Raw genomic sequence first — 18,594 nt, forward strand, 5'->3', positions numbered from 1 at the left:
TTTCTGCACAAATACGTGCTATAACTATAATAATATTTCTTTCTTTACTCTCTCCTTAAGCTCTTGTGTATCTGTTTTTCGAATTTCCTCTGGAGTTACATCAATTCCATATCCTTTTAATACATCTGAAAGTCTATTAATTGCTTTCTCTTCTTCAACACGATACATTTCAAGTGCTACAAGGAGATTTTCTATCTGACCAACCCATTTTGGTTTTTTGTCATACATCGTCTGATACTTCATTTTTATCATTTCAAAATCACTATCCGGAACAGTAAGTTCATCCATTAACTTATTGGTCAAATCCTTGTCCTTTGTCTTAAATGAAAATTCCACAACGAACTTTTGCACTTCCTTTGAAAACTGTGGCATATTCTTAACTGCCGTTACTGTTTCACTAATAAACGCTAAACTCATTCTCTCTTCCTCCTAATCATCCAGTTCATTTTCTAGTACTGCGATTTCTATAATCTCTTTCATCTGATCTGCCGGAACTTTATTATTAATCAGTTCTATGAGTTGATTTTCTGTCAGTCCCTTTTCTATCGCTGTCTTGATCAGTGCTAGCTGTGCCGGAATCAATTCGCCTGTAGCAACAAGCTTTACAATGTCTTGTCTAGATTTTTTCTTAAACATCAGATTTGAAATTATATTAATTACACCCATAGTAGATTTCTTAATTTCCTTTTCTACAGAAACTGTCTGCATTACGTTTCCATTAGCATCTGCTACTGGCATGTTGTAATAGATTGGCATAGCATAAATATATGGGATACCAGTCTGATTCATCTGTGGTGAAACTGGTTGCCTACGAATCTGTTGCTGTTGCATCATTTGCACTGATTGCTGCATTTGCACTGGTTGCATCTGCTGTGGTTGGTGCATCTGCTGTAATTGTTGCCTCTGTTGCGGTTTTACTTGTGACTGTATCGATTTTTGAGATAAGTCACTATTTCTCTTATCTATTATTCCATTATCAGTTTTCATATCTGATGCAGTATCTAACGCCTCATCAGATGTTCTTTGCTCAGCCTTTTGTTTAGAAATTTTTAAGCCTTCTTGTAATTCATCAACCTTTGACTGCATCTTTTTCATCTCCTTATCCATATTCTCTTTCTCTTCACGAAGTCTTGCTATCGTAGAATTAGCCTGGTTAATCTTATCCTGCTGATCGGATAACAAGGTGTCTTTATCACTCAGCTGTTTTACTAGATTATCCCTTACAGCAACATCCTCCTTAAAAGACTCAAATATCTTTAACTTCTCATTCAGCTCATCATAACGACTTTCATCGAACTTGATACTTGATACAACATTTTTTATCTCTTCAAAAAGAGATTTGACATATTCCGGTGCAACCTGCACCTCAGTATCTGCCTTTTCCATTTCATCAAGGACTCCCTGATAACTCTGACTCATTTCAAATGCATTATTCTTTTTTTCTATAACATCTCTGATTGTTTCTATTGGCACTCCTCGTTCAAAGAACTCCAGTGCCACACTCATCTGATTCGCATTTAATGAATCTGTTGTAATAATATCAATTACTTCCTGACTGCACTTGTTTCTAAGACACTTGGAATAAATGCTCATTTGCTTGATATTAAGACCAGATTTTGCATATCGAAATACTTCTTCTGTCGAAAACCCAAATTCAATATCTTCTGATACAAGTCCAACGACATCTTCACCAAGTCCTATTCTTCTAATCTCCTGCGCTGCCATATTTTTAGCTTTATTAAGGCTCTGTGTTGACTCTTCCATACGTTACCTCCTTATTTTTTCGTAAAAAAATACAGCCTATCGCTTTGGCTGCTTTACTTCTTTCTTCTCTTTAATTGTCTGCCACTGTTCTTTTACCTCTTCTTGCGTTCTTCCTTCCGTCTCTTTTGTGATTTCACTAAGAATAGATTTTGCAAGATTAAGCTCTTTAAACACTATCTTTTCTAAATCCCTGACTCTGGAAATCTCATTTCTATAATGCTCCTTTAGTTTTTCTACCTCTTCAATTGAATAGCCCTGCTTTTTGAGATTCTCAACCAATGTTATCCACTGTTTATGCTCATCCTCAAAGAATTTATCCCCAGATTCAAAACTATTTTCACATTCCTTTAGTTCATTTATCTCACCAAGCATTTCGAATAAGGGATTGAATTTTGCTCGGTCCTTGAATACCTTACTTTTCTCTTTGGATACTTCTTTCTTTTTATCCGTCAGATTATCAGTAGTTGCTACAAGTTCCACAACATTAGGAATATCATGTTTTACAAGAAACAAATATTGCTCCTGCAATTTATGCATTTTCTTAATATCATCCTTATACTTCCATGACTGTGAATAAGGTTTCTTCTTTAACTTTCTGGTTCTATAAAGCTTTGCAAAATACTTCTTTTGAAGTCCTGAAAACTTCGTCCTCTTAAACCGATTTACTTTACAATAAACAATTCTTGGCTGCATATTTTTTTGATAAGGCTTATAGGAAGATAAGTCTTCAGCTTTGATACGTTCTCGGATTTTCTCTTCGCAATACTCGTCACCCAAGGTCTTACATCTCTTATACCGGTACATTCCAGGAGGCTTAATTGCAAGATATTTACCCGCTTTGATTTCATACCCTTTATCAGCTAACAATTCTAAAAAACTATCATAGGTTGGTGCCTGCATAATACAAGCATCCAAATCACGTTTAATCATATTGCTCCAGACAAACTTGCCATCCCGGTATTCATTCCATTCCTTATAATGGTCACTTGGCTTTGCTTGATCCGCTTCAATCTGAATTGTTGATAATCCGTATTCTTCACATATCCGATTGGTTACAGGCTGAATTTTTTTTGCCCAATCACCTTTTTTATAATGAAACTTCATACCATCCAAAAAGCTGACACTGTTAAATACTATATGCCCATGAATATGATCCGTATTATCATGAACCGAATATACTGCTTCATAATCACTTCCAAGATATTCTTTGGCGAACTTTCCGATAATTTCAAACGCTGTATCACCATCGACTTCGCCTTTTTCAAAGGAAATGATAATGTGATATCCTTGCCTTTTATCTGTTTTACCAAACTTCTCTTTCGTCTGCTTCATCTGCTCATATGCTGCATCCAGCTGGCAGTTAAATCCTGCCACAAATTTCCCATTCTGGGTTTTCTCTGGTTCTGAAATATAATCAATTGCAACCTTAAGATGTTTGCCCGGAAAATGATTTCCACAATCCTTCATATAAAGGATCTTACTAATCGCCAATCTGAACCACCACCTCTTGAACTGTCACATTTAGTTTTCGCATATAAGCAAACAGCTTTTCTTTGTCTTCTTTCATATAAAGTTCCATGTTATGACTGTGGACTATCTGATTCACATTTATACCAATATGATTTATCTCATTAATAAGGTCTTTTAATAACTTCCTAATCTGTGGATAATCATTTGGTTTCTGACTAATGAGCAATCGAATGTAATCGGCTTCACACATTCCTGCCACTTTTGCCTTTTCAGCTAACATCTTCGCTTCCGTAGGCATTAGCCGTAAAGTCTTCTTAATACAGTGAATTGTATCTGCCATATTTCTGTGCACCTCCTTTACCTGTTTTTAGTATATTGCCTTATACCTTTCCATGTCAGTAAAATAGCCACCGACATGGCAGGATACGCGGATAAGATGGCTCCATCTTTCTGCACCCTGTCAGAGGAGTAAACTCCCCTAAAACCCCTGATATTTATATTTCATTATGGAAAACCGTTATGATTTGCTATTTTCATTATACTTTTCCGTTATGGATTAGCATTTTGCACACACTTTTCATAACGTATTTTTCCAACATTTTCTTATTTTAAATATCAAGCTAAATATTCCATTATGGTTTGTGGTTATGCTTTACCATTTTCATTATGGAAAGCAGACTCACTTTGCCATTTCATGTGCACTTTTCATAATGACTTTTTCCTCTAACATTCTTTTCACCAATTTTGCCTTCTGCAACCATTCATTGTAATCTTTGTATCCCCTTGGTGGTGGGCAATCTTCTACATTATAGCCTTTCTGCAAATACTTCTCTAACAGTTCTGCTGATGCTGTTCTTCCAGGCTCATCATTGTCCAGACAAAATCGAATAGTGCTAATCTGCGGATGTTCTACAAGAAATGTTTCAAGTGGTGCATCGGAAAGCATACCAAGTGCCAGCTTATTACTTTCATAATCAGCACAGATGTCCATATAACTCATCAGGTCAATTGCCGCTTCAAATACGACTAATTCTGTACTATAAGCATTTACTACATTAAACCCATAGCGCTTATCATTTCCTGTTACATCACACTTAAATGACTTTCCTTCTTTGTCAAATACACCTCGCATACTTGCAAACCTTGTGACTCCATCTTTATCATTTCCTTTAAAGACAATGTTGTGATAATCTCTGGCTTCGTAAATGATATTTTTCTTTACGAAATAATCTATGACTACCTTACTAATGGCTCTTTCCTGATTCAAATATGAATACAAGTAAGTATTTTTTCCTGTTGGAACAGGTAATATAAATAATTTCTTATCTTCTGCCATTACAACTACCTGATGGTTTAATGAGACATGGTTTTCTAATTCTGGATTATTTTGATATCCTGCAAAATCCAGTAACCAGAACACTGCTTCTTTCACTTCCATTTCTGCAAACACTCGCAAGAAATCTATCTGTGAACCGCCATTTTCTCCTTTATCATACTGTCTGGACCATCTAAACCAATGACTTTTTCCATATATTCTGACAGAATCCATCTCCTTTAACGTATGATATTTTCCAACTCGTTTGACTGTATATCCCAGATGAGAAGCCACTGCCGTAAGATCTACACTTTTTGCAATCGCCAATTCTTCCTCGTTAAATCGTTCCAATTTATCACCTCTTCTTTCCCTTCTCTGCCACCATCGGAGAGTCAAAATCTAGTGTGCGGTAGTCTGCATTAAATACATTATTTGGATTTTGTAGCAATCCTTTTTCCTTAAAACTAAAGTATCTGCTATTATCACCACCCACAATAATATGATCTAAGAGCGGTATTCCTATTAAATGGCAAAGCTTAATCATCCTGTCCGTTAAAATAGTATCTTCTTTGGAAGGCTGCAAGTTCGAACTTGGATGACAATGCAAAAGAATCATGCTAGCAGCATTGGATAAGATACTAGATTTGAATAGTTCTCTTGGATGTGCCATCGTCTGATTCAGTGCACCAATACTTGCAAAATGACAATTTATTGGTGTATTGTCAGCTTTCAGATTGATGATACATAATACTTCCCTATCCATTTCACAAAGCTCTTTCCCAATCACATCAACGGCATCTTGGGGACTTACAATACGATGCTCCGACATAATCGGAGCATCTTTTACAAGTCTTACAGATATCACATCAAGTTTGAATTCATTCCTTTTTGGCATCCAAAACCACCGCCTCTCCAAACTCAACATGAATAATAAAATCGTCCTGGCTCTCTTTCATAAGCTGGACGATTTCTTCCATAGTTACTTCCCTTTCCATCAAATCCACCATCCTATCTAGACTGATTTTTGGAATCATAAATCAAGTTTGCTTCTGCAACAAGTCCATCTAGTCTTTTGTTTGGAATATCTGTAGCTAGGCTTAACTTTCTTAAATCCTTATCGTAGTGGTAAACCTGATTGGAGAGCCTTTCATCAAGAGACACCTGATCCATGTTGATTTCAGCTACCATTTCGGCTAACTCATTTGGATCACCCATATTGGCTGATACAGCGATGACCTCGTGGATCGAAGAGGGCATAATATAAAGGTCAGAACCAAGCTTTTCTGCTAACCCATGTAAACCTTCTTCGTATAGCATTGATGCAGCTCCATTTACTCCTCTTTCATTGGAAATTATATACATCACTTTATCGTCTGGCATTTCCTCGATCATCATATCTGCAATTTCTCCTGGCATTCCGTCTTTCATAAACATGTCTCTGATCACTTCATTCATAGACTTAATGGTAGGTGGGAGAAGGATTTTTGTATTTACCACAGCCGCCTGGAATAACTGTTCTTCATTCATCCCAAGTTTTTCAGCCAGGCTTACATTAACCATAGTACTCGAAATCCCTTGTCCATCTTTATCAACTAACCAGCGATAGATAATAGATAAATCCTGAAACTCACGATGTGGCATATTTTCAAGCATTCCTTTATTTTGTTCTGTATTTACCATCTGCATAATAATGTTATCTTTTGCTTTATCAAAATCCAACATATTAGACATATCTGGTGCCTGATGAAATGCTTTTTCGATAGAACCTGCTGCTTCTCTTAATACTTCCTCCAGATCATTGCATTCCTTGTAATGCTCATACATAGAATTTACATAGATTGTTGGAGTCACCTTTGCGCTTCTCTCATCTGTTGGAACAATATTAAGTCCGTCCATTGTCTGATTTACCTTAGATACAGAATGGATATCCACTCTGCTGTTCTGATACTCCGATGGCATGTACCCTAAGATTTTTTCTGCCACTACTTCTTTAAATAATTCGTAATTCATCATATGATTCTTCCTCCAATTTAAATTTGTTTTTTTTCATTTTCTCTGCAACTTAATAAAGATTCCACACTATGGCGGAATCTTTCGTTGCATTAATACTAGTGCCATAATGCTCCTTTCCACCTTTCTTGATGAAGTCATGCTTCGTCATTTTTAGGCATTAAAAAAACCGGGGATTGTCCTCGGCTAATGTACAATTCAATATTCATATTTTCACTTGATCTTCTTTGCATTTCTTATTTACTTTTTGCAAAAGTTATATATTGTTAAAAACCGATCTAATGAATCCTCATGTTTTGCGTTCCCGATCCCAGATCTACCAATATACTCTTTTACCTTTTCAACATTCTGACTTGTAAACTCCCATGTCTGCGCCATACTTCCCCATTTACCATCTTCCTTTTTTGTATTGTTAAGAATTTCCACTAACAAAATATTATATTGGGAATCTGTCCTCCATACTGATGTTTCTTCCAATCCACCATTCTCCGCGTCTGCCATGAGATACTTCTTACCAATAGATCTCACATAAGTCTTCGTTCCATCTGAATCAATATCACCTTTCTTAGAATCATCTGTATCCACAATATACACTGTAGCAGTGACACTAGATGTATTACTTGCGCTATCTGTTACCTGATATTTAACTAATGATGAGCCTTTTGATGTGAACTGAATAAATTCATTTGGATTAAAGTCGGCAACTTTTAAATTCTGTACAATATTACTGTCTTTGTCATCCGTTGCCGTTACTGTTGTTAGTAAATTAGCCTGCGTTATGATACCATTTTTAGCTTCATACAATGTATAATACCTGTCTTTTGCTGTAATTACAGGACAATCATCCCAAATAGCGAAAAGCGTAATTATACTTTCTCCTGAAGTAAATGTGAACTTTCCATTTTCTTTATATGAGGCTACTGTAGCGTTTTTATCTTTGCTCCACCCAATAAATTTACTTTGACCTGAAGTAGTAGCTTTGGTAAATGTATTTGACGGTAGATTTTCTAACAAAGTGCTGTTCAAAACAATACTATTCATAGAACCTTGTCCCCCATTAGCATCAAATTGAATCGTAAATGTACTTAATTGAAATGGTAATGCCACAGACGTATATGGAGCTGTTAATGTGCCACTGAATGATGCAGGTCCGGTGTAATCATAACCAAAATTAGCTTTAATATCATTTACTAGGAAATTAGATCCTTTTGAAAGATTAACATTATAGTAATCGGCTCCATCTTCTACAACTTTATTACCATTAATATATACATCAGCTGTCCCCCAGGGGCTAAGATATCCTTGTTCTATTCCGTTAAAATAAGCATTTACATCAAACGTGACTAATGTCACAAATGTGGGCCATAACCAGGCACCATTATCGGTTAATGTTCCACTAAAAAAAGTAGGCCCGGTATATGCGTACCCAGGCTTTGCTTTAATATCATTAATCATATATGTTGTTCCTGTTAAAAAATCAGTTTGACAATAATCTTCGACATCATCAGCAACTTTTATTTCGTTAATATATACATCCGCTGTTCCAAAGCTACTTAAATCCCAGTGTTGCTCATTATCTAAATAAGAATTTAAGTCAATCGGAAATCTTTGAATTGGTGTAGGATTTTCCCATGGAGTCCATTGTGCAGTAAATGTTAAATTATTCCCGGCATAACATCCAACATTAAAAGCAGTATATCCATCATGCGCTTCACCAGTTCTTCCATTATCAATTGTCCATCCGGCAAAATCATATCCATAACGTGATGGTGTTGATAATAACAATCGTGGGGTGATTCCAACACAATCTACACGTTGAAAAAACATTTCTCCAATTTGTATTTGATTTGTATATGAATTTGAAAAATCTTGAATAATGTGCCAATTTCCTGTGCTATCAATATATTTTCCACCTGCACCTAAACCATTCCACCATGAGCCTGCTGTTTCCCAATCATTCTCACCACCAGAATCAATTGTATACATCCATTTAGCCGAAGCACCACTCCCGCCATTTTCATTGATATAAATTAATCTTCTATAATCAAGTTCATTTATTTCTTCTGCATATATCATTTGATGCTGATTTAACAAAAAATATAATGCTATTATAACTAATGATAAATAATATCTCTTTTTTCTCATTATCCCTCCATATAAATTATAAATCTTTATATAAAACTATTTCCAGTAATATGCAAAAGCTACCTTTCTATGATCATCATAATCACCCACGTTAACCCACATATTATTGATATATCCCATTTTATATAATTGCATTGCTACTGCGATTTCAGCTTGAGTCTGCTCATTGTTTGAATAATAATATCCAATATATTCAAGTGATCCGGCTAATCCATTTTCTACATATCTGGTTGTAATTGTGTACAAAGTATACGGGCAATTATTTGTAGTTTTTACAAGAGCTTCTGTTGATGCCTGAGTTGGTGCTTCAGTAGGCGCCTGTGTTTGCTCCTGTGTTGTCTCCTGCGTTTGCACCTGAGTTTGCTCCTGAGTTTTCTCCTGAGTCAGCACCTGATTCTCCCGAGTTGGTTTTGGCACTGCCTCTTGAGTTGGTTCTTCTGTGTTTTGTACTACAGCAACTTGGATCTCCTCTGTAGTACTTTCACTCGAATTTTGATTCATAATTCCATCAGAACTTGCTGTTATTATTGCATTCCCGTCTTCAGTTATTTCCTGGCTGTTTTCAGAAACTAGTTGGCTGTCAGCCTTTGTTGAATTTGAACTACCTACTTTTGCGATACATAAGCATATTATAAAAATTGATAATAATGTTAAAAGTATAATTTTGATTTTTTTCATAATAATATTCTCCCTTAATAGGTTATTTTTAGATTTCTAGATACTGCTAAATGATTTCATTGCTAATAATTCTATTATAAATGTTTGCATTATTTAAAAACAGCCACTAAGGATATATTTCCTGTTGCTTTAACCTTATGATTATCCTTATCTGTTAAAGTGTATCTTGAACCATTTACATTCCATTGAAGGAACGTTTTTCCATTCATTGAAGGATTCTGTGGTATTATTATATCAGAATCTTTCTTAACGGTAAATTCTTTGTATATGATATTGTCAGCAAGTAAATAAGTAATCTTAACCTGTTCGTCTGTTACTGAAGAACTATTATTTGTATCTTGTTCAAATATTACAGTTTTCATAGCGGATACAGCACCAATGTTACCGTTTGGATGCTTATAGCTTTCAATCACTTCTACGCTCAATAATCCTTTTTCATAATCAACTCCCAATACATTTACCGTTATTGTACTGTCAGAATTAATCTGAATCAACAAAGCTTCTATAAAATCAGCCACAAACTCGTCATTACTGTTTACTGAATAGGTTGTGTCATCAAACTGATTTTCTACCGTATCCTTTAACGCACTGTCCACGGCATCATTCAGCTCATTTTGTCTCATATTGGTTCCACAAAGGGTCATGATGATTACAATGGATATGATGGAACAAATGGTAATACCAAATCCTAAAAATACATTCTTCACCTACTAATCCCTCCTCTCATCCACTGCAATCGGTATTTTCCAGACACTGGTCAGGTTTTCCCTGTCTCTGATTTGAAAATAGACCTCATAAATTCCTGCACTTGCAAAATGGACACTTCCATCAATAGCCGAGTATAAGCTCATCACACTTATTCCATCTACTTTTCTGATATCTAAAACCTTACCAAACATCGTATCTGTAAATAACTTTGCAAGGATAACTTTATCCATTGGGTAAATCACACCTTCCATATCCTTTGCATTATACCGATTCAAAAAATTAGCATTTTCGATTGCAAAGAATCTTCCAAAAGTGGACGTATAGGCCACCTCCGGTTTGCTACGTTTATGCCACATAACTACTGCATCAAAATCACTGTATGTCGTATAGTCTATCATTTCCTTGTTTGTAGAAGCTCCTGCAATTATTAGAATTCCATGGTTACCTGAAACAGAGATTCCAAATAAAATTCCTATCACAAGTACTGCTGTAATAATGGAAATAATGATTGTTCCAAATTCATGAAATATTTCTTTCATTCTACATACCGCCTCCTAACACACTTATGATAAATTTCTGTATCAATGAGGTCATTGGAGAACCCAAAAAGAAGTAAACTAGGATGCCCAAAAGAAGCACACCACTTACAGCATCAATAATAAATTCTCCATATTCTTCAATTATTTCTTGCATCTTGCCTCCTAACTACTGATTACCTTTAAAAAGGCAATCAGAATTGCTGCCATCCCACTTCCTGCAATGGCATAAATAATGCTACTTCCAAACTGCTCCATAATCATCTTCATAGTCTCTTCCTCCTATCTTGCAAACCCACGGATTTGCTGAGCACTTACTACACCAAAGAAATCAATGTGATATTGATATTTTAAAATCACTTCCATTAATGTCGGTTTCCCATCTTCATCCTTGACCACGCTGTTACTATCAATTAATAATTCATATCCTGCATTTGTTGCCTGCGTTTTACAGGCGCCAATAACACTTGGTGCGAAATTAGAATCTTCTATTTCTGCCATTACAGAAGCGTGAAAGTCTCTTGCATTGTTTGCATCAATACTAGCTGACATCACTCCAGCCATAGAAAATACAGATAATAGGAGTATGAAAATGCCCACATATGTTTTTATTGTTGTACTCATAGTCTCTCCCTCCTACATTCCAAAAGTCAGGTTTTGAAGGAACACTACTAATAGCAGTGCCATGTCCACCATCAACTTTAATGATGCTAATAGTGATGGTAATAAGATATATACCTTCATTCCTGCTATCTTATCTTCTTGCTCTAACTTCTCCGCCTTATCCATCATTGCATTGTTACGGTCAATCAACTCTTCCACCTGCTTCGTTACATCCCCTGCATTTCCACTAGATAGTGCAAATAACATTTTCATGGCTGATTGTACATCGGGATTTCGATATTCTTTCAAGAACCTGTGATAAGGTTCAATTCCATTCGGATTTTCCTCTAACTGATCAATCAATTCTTCCAATGCATACACCAATACCTCTGGAGCACTCTCTATTGATTTACGAATTGCCATCTGCACATTGTCTGTCTGTAATAATAGCGCCACTTCCATTAACCAATTAGGAAACTGCTTTTCGATCTCCCTCGTCACCTTTTTCTTGGCAAGCTTATGACCGATTTTATGCTGATTTAGGAAAAACAACACAACTACCACTCCGGTTACTAGGATTGCTATATTCTTAAAACAAACAAATGCACCAATAAAAAGGATTGTAGGAATGATAGCCATCTTTTGGCTACTCTTTGCTTCCTTTACTTCATCGTAATCTCTAACCTGAAGATATTTCTTCCCTATTCCAGTGCTATCCACTTCTTTTTCAATCCAGCTTCTACAAAGCTTTTTATCTGCCTTCACATAAATCAGCATACAGATTCCGATTAGCACTACTGCGGATATCTGGCATAGTGGAATAGAACTAATATCTAAATCTCCACCAAGCAGATATAGGGGCAAAATACAAATCAGCATAGTTGCAACCAATGCAATCATAATATTTCGTTTTACTATTTGAAATTCTTTTTGAAGACTCATTACTCTTTCTGCCCACATAGTTCTATTCTTTGCCAGAAGTGAAATGCTATTATTTGCATCCCCACCTCTTCTTTGGGCGTCGATTACAAAGGAATGCATTGCATCAATTCTTTCGCAGTGAAAAAACTCACCTATTATATTCAACGCTTCTCTTTCTGGATCTTCACTGTCTGTTACATACTGAATATGTTCAATGGCTTTTACTAATACCTCATGAAATATCCCCTCATCAAAAATTGTTACCGTTTCTAATAATGCATTCAAAACGGTTCCACTACGTTTAAAGGAATACAAAAACTGCTCCATATAATTATTTGCTAAGGAAAACATGATGGTATGATACCTGCCTTTCATGGCCTGTAAAATGACCATTGGCAAAAATACTATTCCAATCATTCCAATCGCAGCAATATAGGGAAGCTGCAGTTTATAAAGCAATCCTAAAATTGCTGCCAACAGCACTATCATTCCATAAGCTACAATGGCTTTCTTTGGTGTATACTCATATCCGTACTTTGCCAGCTCCTGGGTCAGATTCCGGTATCTAAGATATCTTAGTCCACTCTTTTTCTTCATTGACGTTCCTCTCCTTCATCTATAAATGGAGTAATCTCCATTCGTTCAAACTTCTCTATCATCGGCTTCGGAAAGTTCTTATCTATCAGCTTTCCATTTAGCACCACTGGAAATGTCATATTTTTACCATCCTCTCTGTAAAAGAAACACACCTGGTCGATATATCTTCGTACCTTTCCATCCTCCATCTGTTTCTTTCGAATCAAGATTCCTACATCAATAAACATATAAATATCATTTTCCATTCGGTCAGCGTCCATCCTACTCTCAAGCATATTCAGAATTCGATCCGGTATTTTTCTTACATCATCCGTATGAATAGTTGTAAATCCGCGGATTCCTGTAGACCAACTTTCTAACAGATACTTCACTTCTACGGATCGGGCTTCCGATAACATCAGCCACTTTGGATTCTGACGAAGGCTTGTCTTGATTGCCTTCGTATAACTGAATTCTTTCGACACCATTAATTCCACACAATCCTTATCCGGATTTATCTCACAATAATGAAGTTCCGGCGTATCTTCAATGGTGATGACTCTTTCATTGCAAGGAATATACTGTGAAAAGAATTTGATTCCTTCTGTCTTTCCAACTCCCGGCTCTCCACAGAAAACAAAATTCATTCGTGCTTTCACACAATTTGTAAGAAGTTCTAATACTTCTTTACTGCAATATCCATCTGCTATTATGCTTTCCCTCGTCATTCGAACGATTGGGAGCGTTTTTCTAATACATACTGATCTTCCAGAAATAGCAGAAGACTCATGTACAATGCTAATTCGAAGAGTATCCGTATCTGCCTCTAACAGATTTTCCACCTTGTTAAATGCTTTACTTACGTTATTGGCAATATAATGGCTAAACTTCTCAATGAATTCCTTTGTAACACCATGTTCTTCCACTTTGATTCTTTCATTTGCAGTATTGGTAATCCACAAATCTCTGCCATTAAAGTCAATATCCGTAATTTCATCATCCTCAACATATGACCAAAGCGGACCGAAATGCGCGGGCACCAATTCCCATTTTGTACTATGTTCCATAATTTCTCCTTTCTAAGAGGGGTGATTATCCCCTCTTTGCTAAACAATTTTGTACGACTCTCTCTCCTGCCTGATTAACCTGTAATTGTGCTAGATGCTCTGTTGAAAAAGTTGGTAATTAAGTCCTTAAATGACTTTGCTACTACTCCATCTGTTGCTAAAAGTATTACGATGATTGCTACTAACGCACTGATTGCTACTGCTGCTATAATTACTGATCCATATTGTTCAAAAATCTCTTTCATTTTCAATTCCTCATTCTTTCTTATTTGTCGTTTTAAGTTAAAAAAGAACAGCCTGCAATAAAGTAGCTGTTCCTTGTTACCTATCCCTTTTCTGTAAGAGATAGGCTTGGTTGTTTCCGTATCAAACCTATCCACTATACAGTTGGGAAGTCCTTCGACTTACTATTCGGTTACACGGAGACATCCAATGGTTTATCCCGTATAAAATGCATCTTATCTCTCCTTATCAGTTTATTACCTTTGTGGTGTTCCAGCTCTAACAAATGCAAGAAACAGCCTCATTACTAGTCCAGATAGCAACAACATAATCTTCAACAGTTCCAATGTAAATTGAAATACTGTCAGTATAACTTTCAAAGCCCCTTTTAATATCATTCCTAAAAACCATAAAAGGCAGCTGAAAAATCTCCTTAACATAATGAGTTCCTCCTTTTCTTTAGCCCCACTTGGATGCTAATCCATTAATGGTATCATCTGCTTCCACACCATATTCCTTTGTTTCCGCACTACGCATAGCTGATTGCTGTACTACGATAGGAAGTGTTGTTGCCATCTTTCCGGTGAATGTTCCCAATAGTGCAAGCATTTCCTTTTGAACCTCTATCATTACGTTATCCCTAATTTCACGCTTGATTTCATCCAACTCTCCGCGTGTAATATAACTACCTTTTTTTGCGCTTGCCGTAGCTCCACTCATAGTTAAATCATCGTTATCAAGTGCCCTCGTATAATAGTCAATTGCATCTGCAATATATTGATTCTTCGATTTCACAAAAGCAGGATTCAAATCTCGTAATACTTTGTCCACTCTAACATGCTGTGCATTGCTCTTGCTCAGTCGAAAATTATGGTAATTTCCACTGTCCTTCTTAGCCATATCAAAGCCCCCTATCCTTCTCATCGTCTACTATTAAGAAACATTTTTGCAAGTCTTTCATACCCTTTGGCATTGGCTTTCACATCTTCGATATATTCAATATTCTTCTGTTTTAAACCACCAAAAAGTTTCATAACTGTTGCTCCACCACCAACAAATGTAATTGGAGTCGTTTCCAAATTGTATCCGTATTCGATTAGTTTGTGATAAACACTTGTTGCAAATTTCTTGATTTCCGCTTCCATAATCGCAAAGTATTTAGCATCAATATCACTCTTGCCAGTCATCATTACATATTTAATTTCACTTTCTTCTATCGTTCCATTTAACTGTCTGGTACATTCATCTTTAATTGAGCGCATACAGGTAATAAGGCCCTCATTTACTGTATGACATCTTGATTCATCCGGCATTTTTTCCTCTATTGGCATAATATCAATTGTCCAGGAACCAATATCAACCACCACTCTCTTTCTTACATACTCTGATATCTGATCTGTGACAGCAGCGTAACACTGTGGAAATACAGATACTCTAAAAATTGTAATATTATAGGTCTTTTTCCCAAACCGGAAAGTTACCTGCTTTTTTCTTGACAGATAATCAATAAAATCCTGCTTTTCCGCACCAAATCTTGTAAGTGGAAGCCCTACTGCAAGAAGTACATTTGCATTTTTCATACCTCGTCTATCCAGTTCCTTTGCTATAGCTGCAAGAGTAAGTAGATAATAATTATTATCTTCCACCTTGGTATTCTTTACCTCTAGCCTCTTACCACCTATACTATAAAATTTACTTTCATACTCAAGGATATTATCAAATAATGCCGGCTCTGTCGTAATCTCATCTACTGCCGACGAAAAAATTTGTGAAACACTCTTAATATTGGCCCAACCATGATCTATACCAATTACTTCAATGTTGTTATTTTCCATTTTGTTTTTTCTCCTTAATTTGATTTTCTTGATCCAACTTTTCATAATATCTTTCAGCCTCCGATGAAACTCTTATGAGAGAATACAACACTAGTAAAATGAACCCAACCACGAATATTGTGATTAATATTACAATATTCATTGCTTTTTCCTCACTGCCATCTCTGTGTACCGAAATAACCAGTGTTTCCTATGTTCTTCAACAATGTCTTTCATGCAGTAACCTATACAAGTTTCAATTACTCTACCATATGGACAATTACCATCCTTATCTCTAATACATTTCTTTGGCTCAAGTATAGGTTTCAATCCTCCATCTTCATCTAATGGACATTTCTCTGTTTCAAAACATCTTCTTGGTCTTTCATAATACAAACAATATTTACAATCATGTTGTACTCGAAAACCTTTTGCGCCTTCCTCTGATTTGATTTTTCTATACTTTTTTAGTAGAAAATTCAAATCTAACGTATGCTGTTGCTCTTCTTTGGACCTGGTTATGTTTGCAAATTCAATATCAATATTGAGGTTATTTACAAATTCAATTAGCTCTTCTTCACTATTAATATTTACATTTAAAAAGTCGATTTCCATCTGTTACACCTCCGACCGAAGTTTCACAAACAGAAGTTATTTTTTGATATTTGATGCATTGGTACTGTATCAGTTCTTTCTGATTCATTGCTTGTCCTCCTTATAATGATAAAGGACCAAAGCAGTAAACTAGCTTGTCAGCCAGAACTGATTCAGTCCTTATGTTCATCCCTCCTTTGATATCAGAGTATCAATAAGACGGATTGATTTATGTTGATAATCGGTCTTAACTCTGATAAATACAAGCAAATTTGATGTTACATATTTAATAAAAAAAATTGGACTAACCCAGTGGGACCCCCATATAATCTAGGTTTCCTTTGATTTAGTCCTATTATCTCACAGCCATCTCCATAAAGAAACGCATCATTCCCCTTCACAATCCCCCATTCCATCAACAACGCTGCCGACCCAGTCACAAATGGCGTAGCAAAGGAAGTACCCGTCACTCTTGTCGATTTGCCGCCACCTGTAAGCAAAATATTCTGACCTGGTGCAACAATATCGGGTTTAACCACTGTTTCGCCGCCAATTTGTGCCACATAACCTCTTCCAGAAAAATTAGAATAACTACTATTATAAGCGTCATATGCGCCAACAGAGATAACCTTTGATGCGGTAGATGGAATTGTAAATGTCATGGATGGGTTGGGGTTTAAAAATCCTGTTCCCACGTTAATGGCACCGATTGCTGGTAGCCACATATTGAAGTTACCATTTTTTATTTTTTTAGGTATAAGGACTATTTTCCAAATACCTGAGTCTATGTAATCTTTCGTAGGAATAAAATCCAAGAAAATTTCTTGCATTACGCTATATGGACTTGGTTCTCCATAGTAAGCTAGAATCTGGGTTTTTTCAGAATAAAACCGATTTATCTGATTCGTTGATAGTATTGGACCTAATGTTTTTCCTGATGGTGTAATCAATTCAATATTCACCTCATCCCAATAGGATTTCCAAATCTGAAGACTAATCGATAATTCATATTCACTTATCGCAAACTCAACGATATATTCTTCATTATCATCTAAAATCCCGCTGGTATGAGTTGCCCCTCCCGCTTCATTTCCACTTCCTACACATATGACTGTCTTCCAATAATTCGAGATATCATCGAGATAAGTTTCAATCAATGAACTTCCATTATGATTTCCATAATTATTCCCAAAGCTTAGATTGATAGACACTGGCTTTTGATAATCAATTCCTTTTCGAATCACATAATCGACGGCCTGCATTAACTGCGTCGTTCTTGGAAATGATGTTTCGCCAGCGAGTCCCATTTTCACTATGATAATGTCACTTTTAGATGCTACGCCACTATTTCCACAGGCGATTTCTGCAACAGAAGTACCATGCCCTTGAATGTCAGACGTTGGTACAAGTTTTCTTCTTTCTTGCGCAGACGTCGCCTTTAGGGCTTGATTAATCTGCTCCCTTGAATATGTGGTCCCAATCTTGTAATTATATGGTGGTGTTCCAATAATTGTCTGATCCCAAATTTCCAGAATTCTTGTCGTTCCATCAGGATTTCTAAATTCAGGATTTTCAATGCTAATTCCCGTGTCAATAATCCCTACAATTACATTCCTACCATATAAACTATTCGGATTATTTTCACCACTTTGCAACGAATTGATACATGAAACTGATTTTGAAAAGGCTAACTGAAAATACAACCTTTTCGGTTTTTCCACATATTCTACCATCGTTTCAGCAGCTATGAGATCAACCAAATGCTCGGGAACGGTAAGAATTGCATATTCATTTATCAGTCTTACAACAGTTATATCCTTATATTTTTTTTCCAATTCTGCAATTGCACCATTGTACTTTACAATAAGCTCCCAGGTTTTTTCTTCTTTATTGTACCCTGTGTTTAAAGCAATCGATTTTTCTCGTTCTTCCTCTGTCGCTTGCATACTTATATTAAGAAGATTTTCTTTTTTTTGTTCCGCTAGGGTTGATGCCATATTTACCTACTTGATTGTGATTATTATTACATTATATTATGCAACTTCGAATTATAGAAAATATTAGATAGATATTAAATATAATTATGCTTCTAAAATTATAAATTTGAAATTACAAAAATATATATACTGCGCTGTTAGTCCCATCAAAACAAAAAAACAACTGCCGAAGAT

General features: G+C 36.0%; 22 protein-coding genes. All 22 read right to left on the minus strand.

The window, feature by feature from the left end:
* Positions 1–24: 24 nt before the first annotated feature.
* A complete protein-coding gene (locus BMY18_RS04955) occupies positions 25–417 on the minus strand; it encodes a hypothetical protein (RefSeq protein ID WP_092451204.1) in 393 nt (130 codons plus the stop codon).
* Between the two features lie 12 nt (positions 418–429).
* Entirely contained in the window at positions 430–1,764 is a 1,335-nt protein-coding gene (locus tag BMY18_RS04960; protein WP_092451206.1) for a hypothetical protein, read from the minus strand.
* A gap of 36 nt (positions 1,765–1,800) precedes the next feature.
* The gene (locus BMY18_RS04965) at positions 1,801–3,255 is read right to left on the minus strand and encodes a relaxase/mobilization nuclease domain-containing protein (RefSeq protein ID WP_242940962.1); all 1,455 of its coding nucleotides are present in this window, start codon (positions 3,253–3,255) and stop codon (positions 1,801–1,803) included.
* A complete protein-coding gene (gene mobC, locus BMY18_RS04970) occupies positions 3,245–3,574 on the minus strand; it encodes a plasmid mobilization protein (RefSeq protein WP_092451208.1) in 330 nt (109 codons plus the stop codon). Before mobC ends, BMY18_RS04965 begins: the two co-directional genes overlap by 11 nt.
* 339 nt (positions 3,575–3,913) lie before the next feature.
* The gene (locus BMY18_RS04975) at positions 3,914–4,900 is read right to left on the minus strand and encodes a DUF3991 and TOPRIM domain-containing protein (RefSeq protein WP_092451210.1); all 987 of its coding nucleotides are present in this window, start codon (positions 4,898–4,900) and stop codon (positions 3,914–3,916) included.
* 4 nt (positions 4,901–4,904) lie between these two features.
* On the minus strand, positions 4,905–5,444 hold the full coding sequence (locus tag BMY18_RS04980; RefSeq protein WP_092451211.1) for a JAB domain-containing protein: 540 nt from the start codon (positions 5,442–5,444) through the stop codon (positions 4,905–4,907).
* Positions 5,445–5,557: 113 nt separating this feature from the next.
* Positions 5,558–6,562: a DUF5688 family protein gene (locus tag BMY18_RS04985; RefSeq protein WP_092451213.1), complete on the minus strand. Its 1,005-nt coding sequence runs from the start codon at positions 6,560–6,562 to the stop codon at positions 5,558–5,560.
* A 237-nt stretch (positions 6,563–6,799) separates the two neighbouring features.
* Positions 6,800–8,704 carry an InlB B-repeat-containing protein gene (locus BMY18_RS04990; RefSeq protein ID WP_092451215.1) on the minus strand — a complete coding sequence of 635 codons (1,905 nt, stop codon included), beginning with the start codon at positions 8,702–8,704 and terminating at the stop codon, positions 6,800–6,802.
* Between the two features lie 36 nt (positions 8,705–8,740).
* On the minus strand, positions 8,741–9,382 hold the full coding sequence (locus tag BMY18_RS04995) for a hypothetical protein (RefSeq protein ID WP_092451217.1): 642 nt from the start codon (positions 9,380–9,382) through the stop codon (positions 8,741–8,743).
* A gap of 89 nt (positions 9,383–9,471) precedes the next feature.
* Complete coding sequence (locus BMY18_RS21355) at positions 9,472–10,089, minus strand: hypothetical protein (RefSeq protein ID WP_242940963.1); 618 nt, start codon at positions 10,087–10,089, stop codon at positions 9,472–9,474.
* 3 nt (positions 10,090–10,092) lie between these two features.
* Entirely contained in the window at positions 10,093–10,629 is a 537-nt protein-coding gene (locus BMY18_RS05005) for a hypothetical protein (protein WP_092451218.1), read from the minus strand.
* Between the two features lies 1 nt (position 10,630).
* Entirely contained in the window at positions 10,631–10,783 is a 153-nt protein-coding gene (locus BMY18_RS20965) for a hypothetical protein (RefSeq protein WP_170841299.1), read from the minus strand.
* A 125-nt stretch (positions 10,784–10,908) separates the two neighbouring features.
* Positions 10,909–11,250 carry a hypothetical protein gene (locus tag BMY18_RS05010; RefSeq protein ID WP_092451221.1) on the minus strand — a complete coding sequence of 114 codons (342 nt, stop codon included), beginning with the start codon at positions 11,248–11,250 and terminating at the stop codon, positions 10,909–10,911.
* 12 nt (positions 11,251–11,262) lie between these two features.
* The gene (locus BMY18_RS05015; protein WP_092451223.1) at positions 11,263–12,747 is read right to left on the minus strand and encodes a hypothetical protein; all 1,485 of its coding nucleotides are present in this window, start codon (positions 12,745–12,747) and stop codon (positions 11,263–11,265) included.
* Positions 12,744–13,793, minus strand: coding sequence for an ATPase, T2SS/T4P/T4SS family (locus BMY18_RS05020; protein ID WP_092451225.1), 1,050 nt, complete (start codon positions 13,791–13,793; stop codon positions 12,744–12,746). The genes BMY18_RS05015 and BMY18_RS05020 overlap by 4 nt, the downstream gene beginning before the upstream one ends.
* A 74-nt stretch (positions 13,794–13,867) precedes the next feature.
* The gene (locus BMY18_RS20970) at positions 13,868–14,038 is read right to left on the minus strand and encodes a hypothetical protein (RefSeq protein WP_170841300.1); all 171 of its coding nucleotides are present in this window, start codon (positions 14,036–14,038) and stop codon (positions 13,868–13,870) included.
* Between the two features lie 234 nt (positions 14,039–14,272).
* Positions 14,273–14,455 carry a hypothetical protein gene (locus BMY18_RS05025; protein ID WP_092451227.1) on the minus strand — a complete coding sequence of 61 codons (183 nt, stop codon included), beginning with the start codon at positions 14,453–14,455 and terminating at the stop codon, positions 14,273–14,275.
* 19 nt (positions 14,456–14,474) lie between these two features.
* Positions 14,475–14,915 carry a hypothetical protein gene (locus BMY18_RS05030; RefSeq protein ID WP_092451229.1) on the minus strand — a complete coding sequence of 147 codons (441 nt, stop codon included), beginning with the start codon at positions 14,913–14,915 and terminating at the stop codon, positions 14,475–14,477.
* A gap of 20 nt (positions 14,916–14,935) precedes the next feature.
* Positions 14,936–15,850 carry a ParM/StbA family protein gene (locus tag BMY18_RS05035; RefSeq protein WP_242940964.1) on the minus strand — a complete coding sequence of 305 codons (915 nt, stop codon included), beginning with the start codon at positions 15,848–15,850 and terminating at the stop codon, positions 14,936–14,938.
* On the minus strand, positions 15,840–15,992 hold the full coding sequence (locus BMY18_RS20975) for a hypothetical protein (protein WP_170841292.1): 153 nt from the start codon (positions 15,990–15,992) through the stop codon (positions 15,840–15,842). The genes BMY18_RS05035 and BMY18_RS20975 overlap by 11 nt, the downstream gene beginning before the upstream one ends.
* Complete coding sequence (locus tag BMY18_RS05040) at positions 15,989–16,444, minus strand: hypothetical protein (RefSeq protein ID WP_092451233.1); 456 nt, start codon at positions 16,442–16,444, stop codon at positions 15,989–15,991. Before BMY18_RS05040 ends, BMY18_RS20975 begins: the two co-directional genes overlap by 4 nt.
* 257 nt (positions 16,445–16,701) lie before the next feature.
* Positions 16,702–18,420 (minus strand): S8 family peptidase, encoded by a 1,719-nt coding sequence (locus BMY18_RS05045; RefSeq protein ID WP_092451235.1) that lies wholly within the window; start codon positions 18,418–18,420, stop codon positions 16,702–16,704.
* Between the last annotated feature and the right edge of the window lie 174 nt (positions 18,421–18,594).

This window comes from [Clostridium] fimetarium, assembly GCF_900111235.1.
Lineage (GTDB): Bacteria > Bacillota > Clostridia > Lachnospirales > Lachnospiraceae > Clostridium_N > Clostridium_N fimetarium.

Bases quoted from the DNA above. Each gene is read 5' to 3' on its own strand.
- BMY18_RS04955 (WP_092451204.1), bottom strand. From the start codon at position 417: ATGAGTTTAGCGTTTATTAGTGAAACAGTAACGGCAGTTAAGAATATG.
- BMY18_RS04960 (WP_092451206.1), bottom strand. From the start codon at position 1,764: ATGGAAGAGTCAACACAGAGCCTTAATAAAGCTAAAAATATGGCAGCG.
- mobC (WP_092451208.1), bottom strand. From the start codon at position 3,574: ATGGCAGATACAATTCACTGTATTAAGAAGACTTTACGGCTAATGCCT.
- BMY18_RS04980 (WP_092451211.1), bottom strand. From the start codon at position 5,444: ATGCCAAAAAGGAATGAATTCAAACTTGATGTGATATCTGTAAGACTT.
- BMY18_RS04985 (WP_092451213.1), bottom strand. From the start codon at position 6,562: ATGATGAATTACGAATTATTTAAAGAAGTAGTGGCAGAAAAAATCTTA.
- BMY18_RS04990 (WP_092451215.1), bottom strand. From the start codon at position 8,704: ATGAGAAAAAAGAGATATTATTTATCATTAGTTATAATAGCATTATAT.
- BMY18_RS04995 (WP_092451217.1), bottom strand. From the start codon at position 9,382: ATGAAAAAAATCAAAATTATACTTTTAACATTATTATCAATTTTTATA.
- BMY18_RS05005 (WP_092451218.1), bottom strand. From the start codon at position 10,629: ATGAAAGAAATATTTCATGAATTTGGAACAATCATTATTTCCATTATT.
- BMY18_RS20965 (WP_170841299.1), bottom strand. From the start codon at position 10,783: ATGCAAGAAATAATTGAAGAATATGGAGAATTTATTATTGATGCTGTA.
- BMY18_RS05010 (WP_092451221.1), bottom strand. From the start codon at position 11,250: ATGAGTACAACAATAAAAACATATGTGGGCATTTTCATACTCCTATTA.
- BMY18_RS05015 (WP_092451223.1), bottom strand. From the start codon at position 12,747: ATGAAGAAAAAGAGTGGACTAAGATATCTTAGATACCGGAATCTGACC.
- BMY18_RS05020 (WP_092451225.1), bottom strand. From the start codon at position 13,793: ATGGAACATAGTACAAAATGGGAATTGGTGCCCGCGCATTTCGGTCCG.
- BMY18_RS20970 (WP_170841300.1), bottom strand. From the start codon at position 14,038: ATGAAAGAGATTTTTGAACAATATGGATCAGTAATTATAGCAGCAGTA.
- BMY18_RS05025 (WP_092451227.1), bottom strand. From the start codon at position 14,455: ATGTTAAGGAGATTTTTCAGCTGCCTTTTATGGTTTTTAGGAATGATA.
- BMY18_RS05030 (WP_092451229.1), bottom strand. From the start codon at position 14,915: ATGGCTAAGAAGGACAGTGGAAATTACCATAATTTTCGACTGAGCAAG.
- BMY18_RS05035 (WP_242940964.1), bottom strand. From the start codon at position 15,850: ATGGAAAATAACAACATTGAAGTAATTGGTATAGATCATGGTTGGGCC.
- BMY18_RS20975 (WP_170841292.1), bottom strand. From the start codon at position 15,992: ATGAATATTGTAATATTAATCACAATATTCGTGGTTGGGTTCATTTTA.
- BMY18_RS05040 (WP_092451233.1), bottom strand. From the start codon at position 16,444: ATGGAAATCGACTTTTTAAATGTAAATATTAATAGTGAAGAAGAGCTA.
- BMY18_RS05045 (WP_092451235.1), bottom strand. From the start codon at position 18,420: ATGGCATCAACCCTAGCGGAACAAAAAAAAGAAAATCTTCTTAATATA.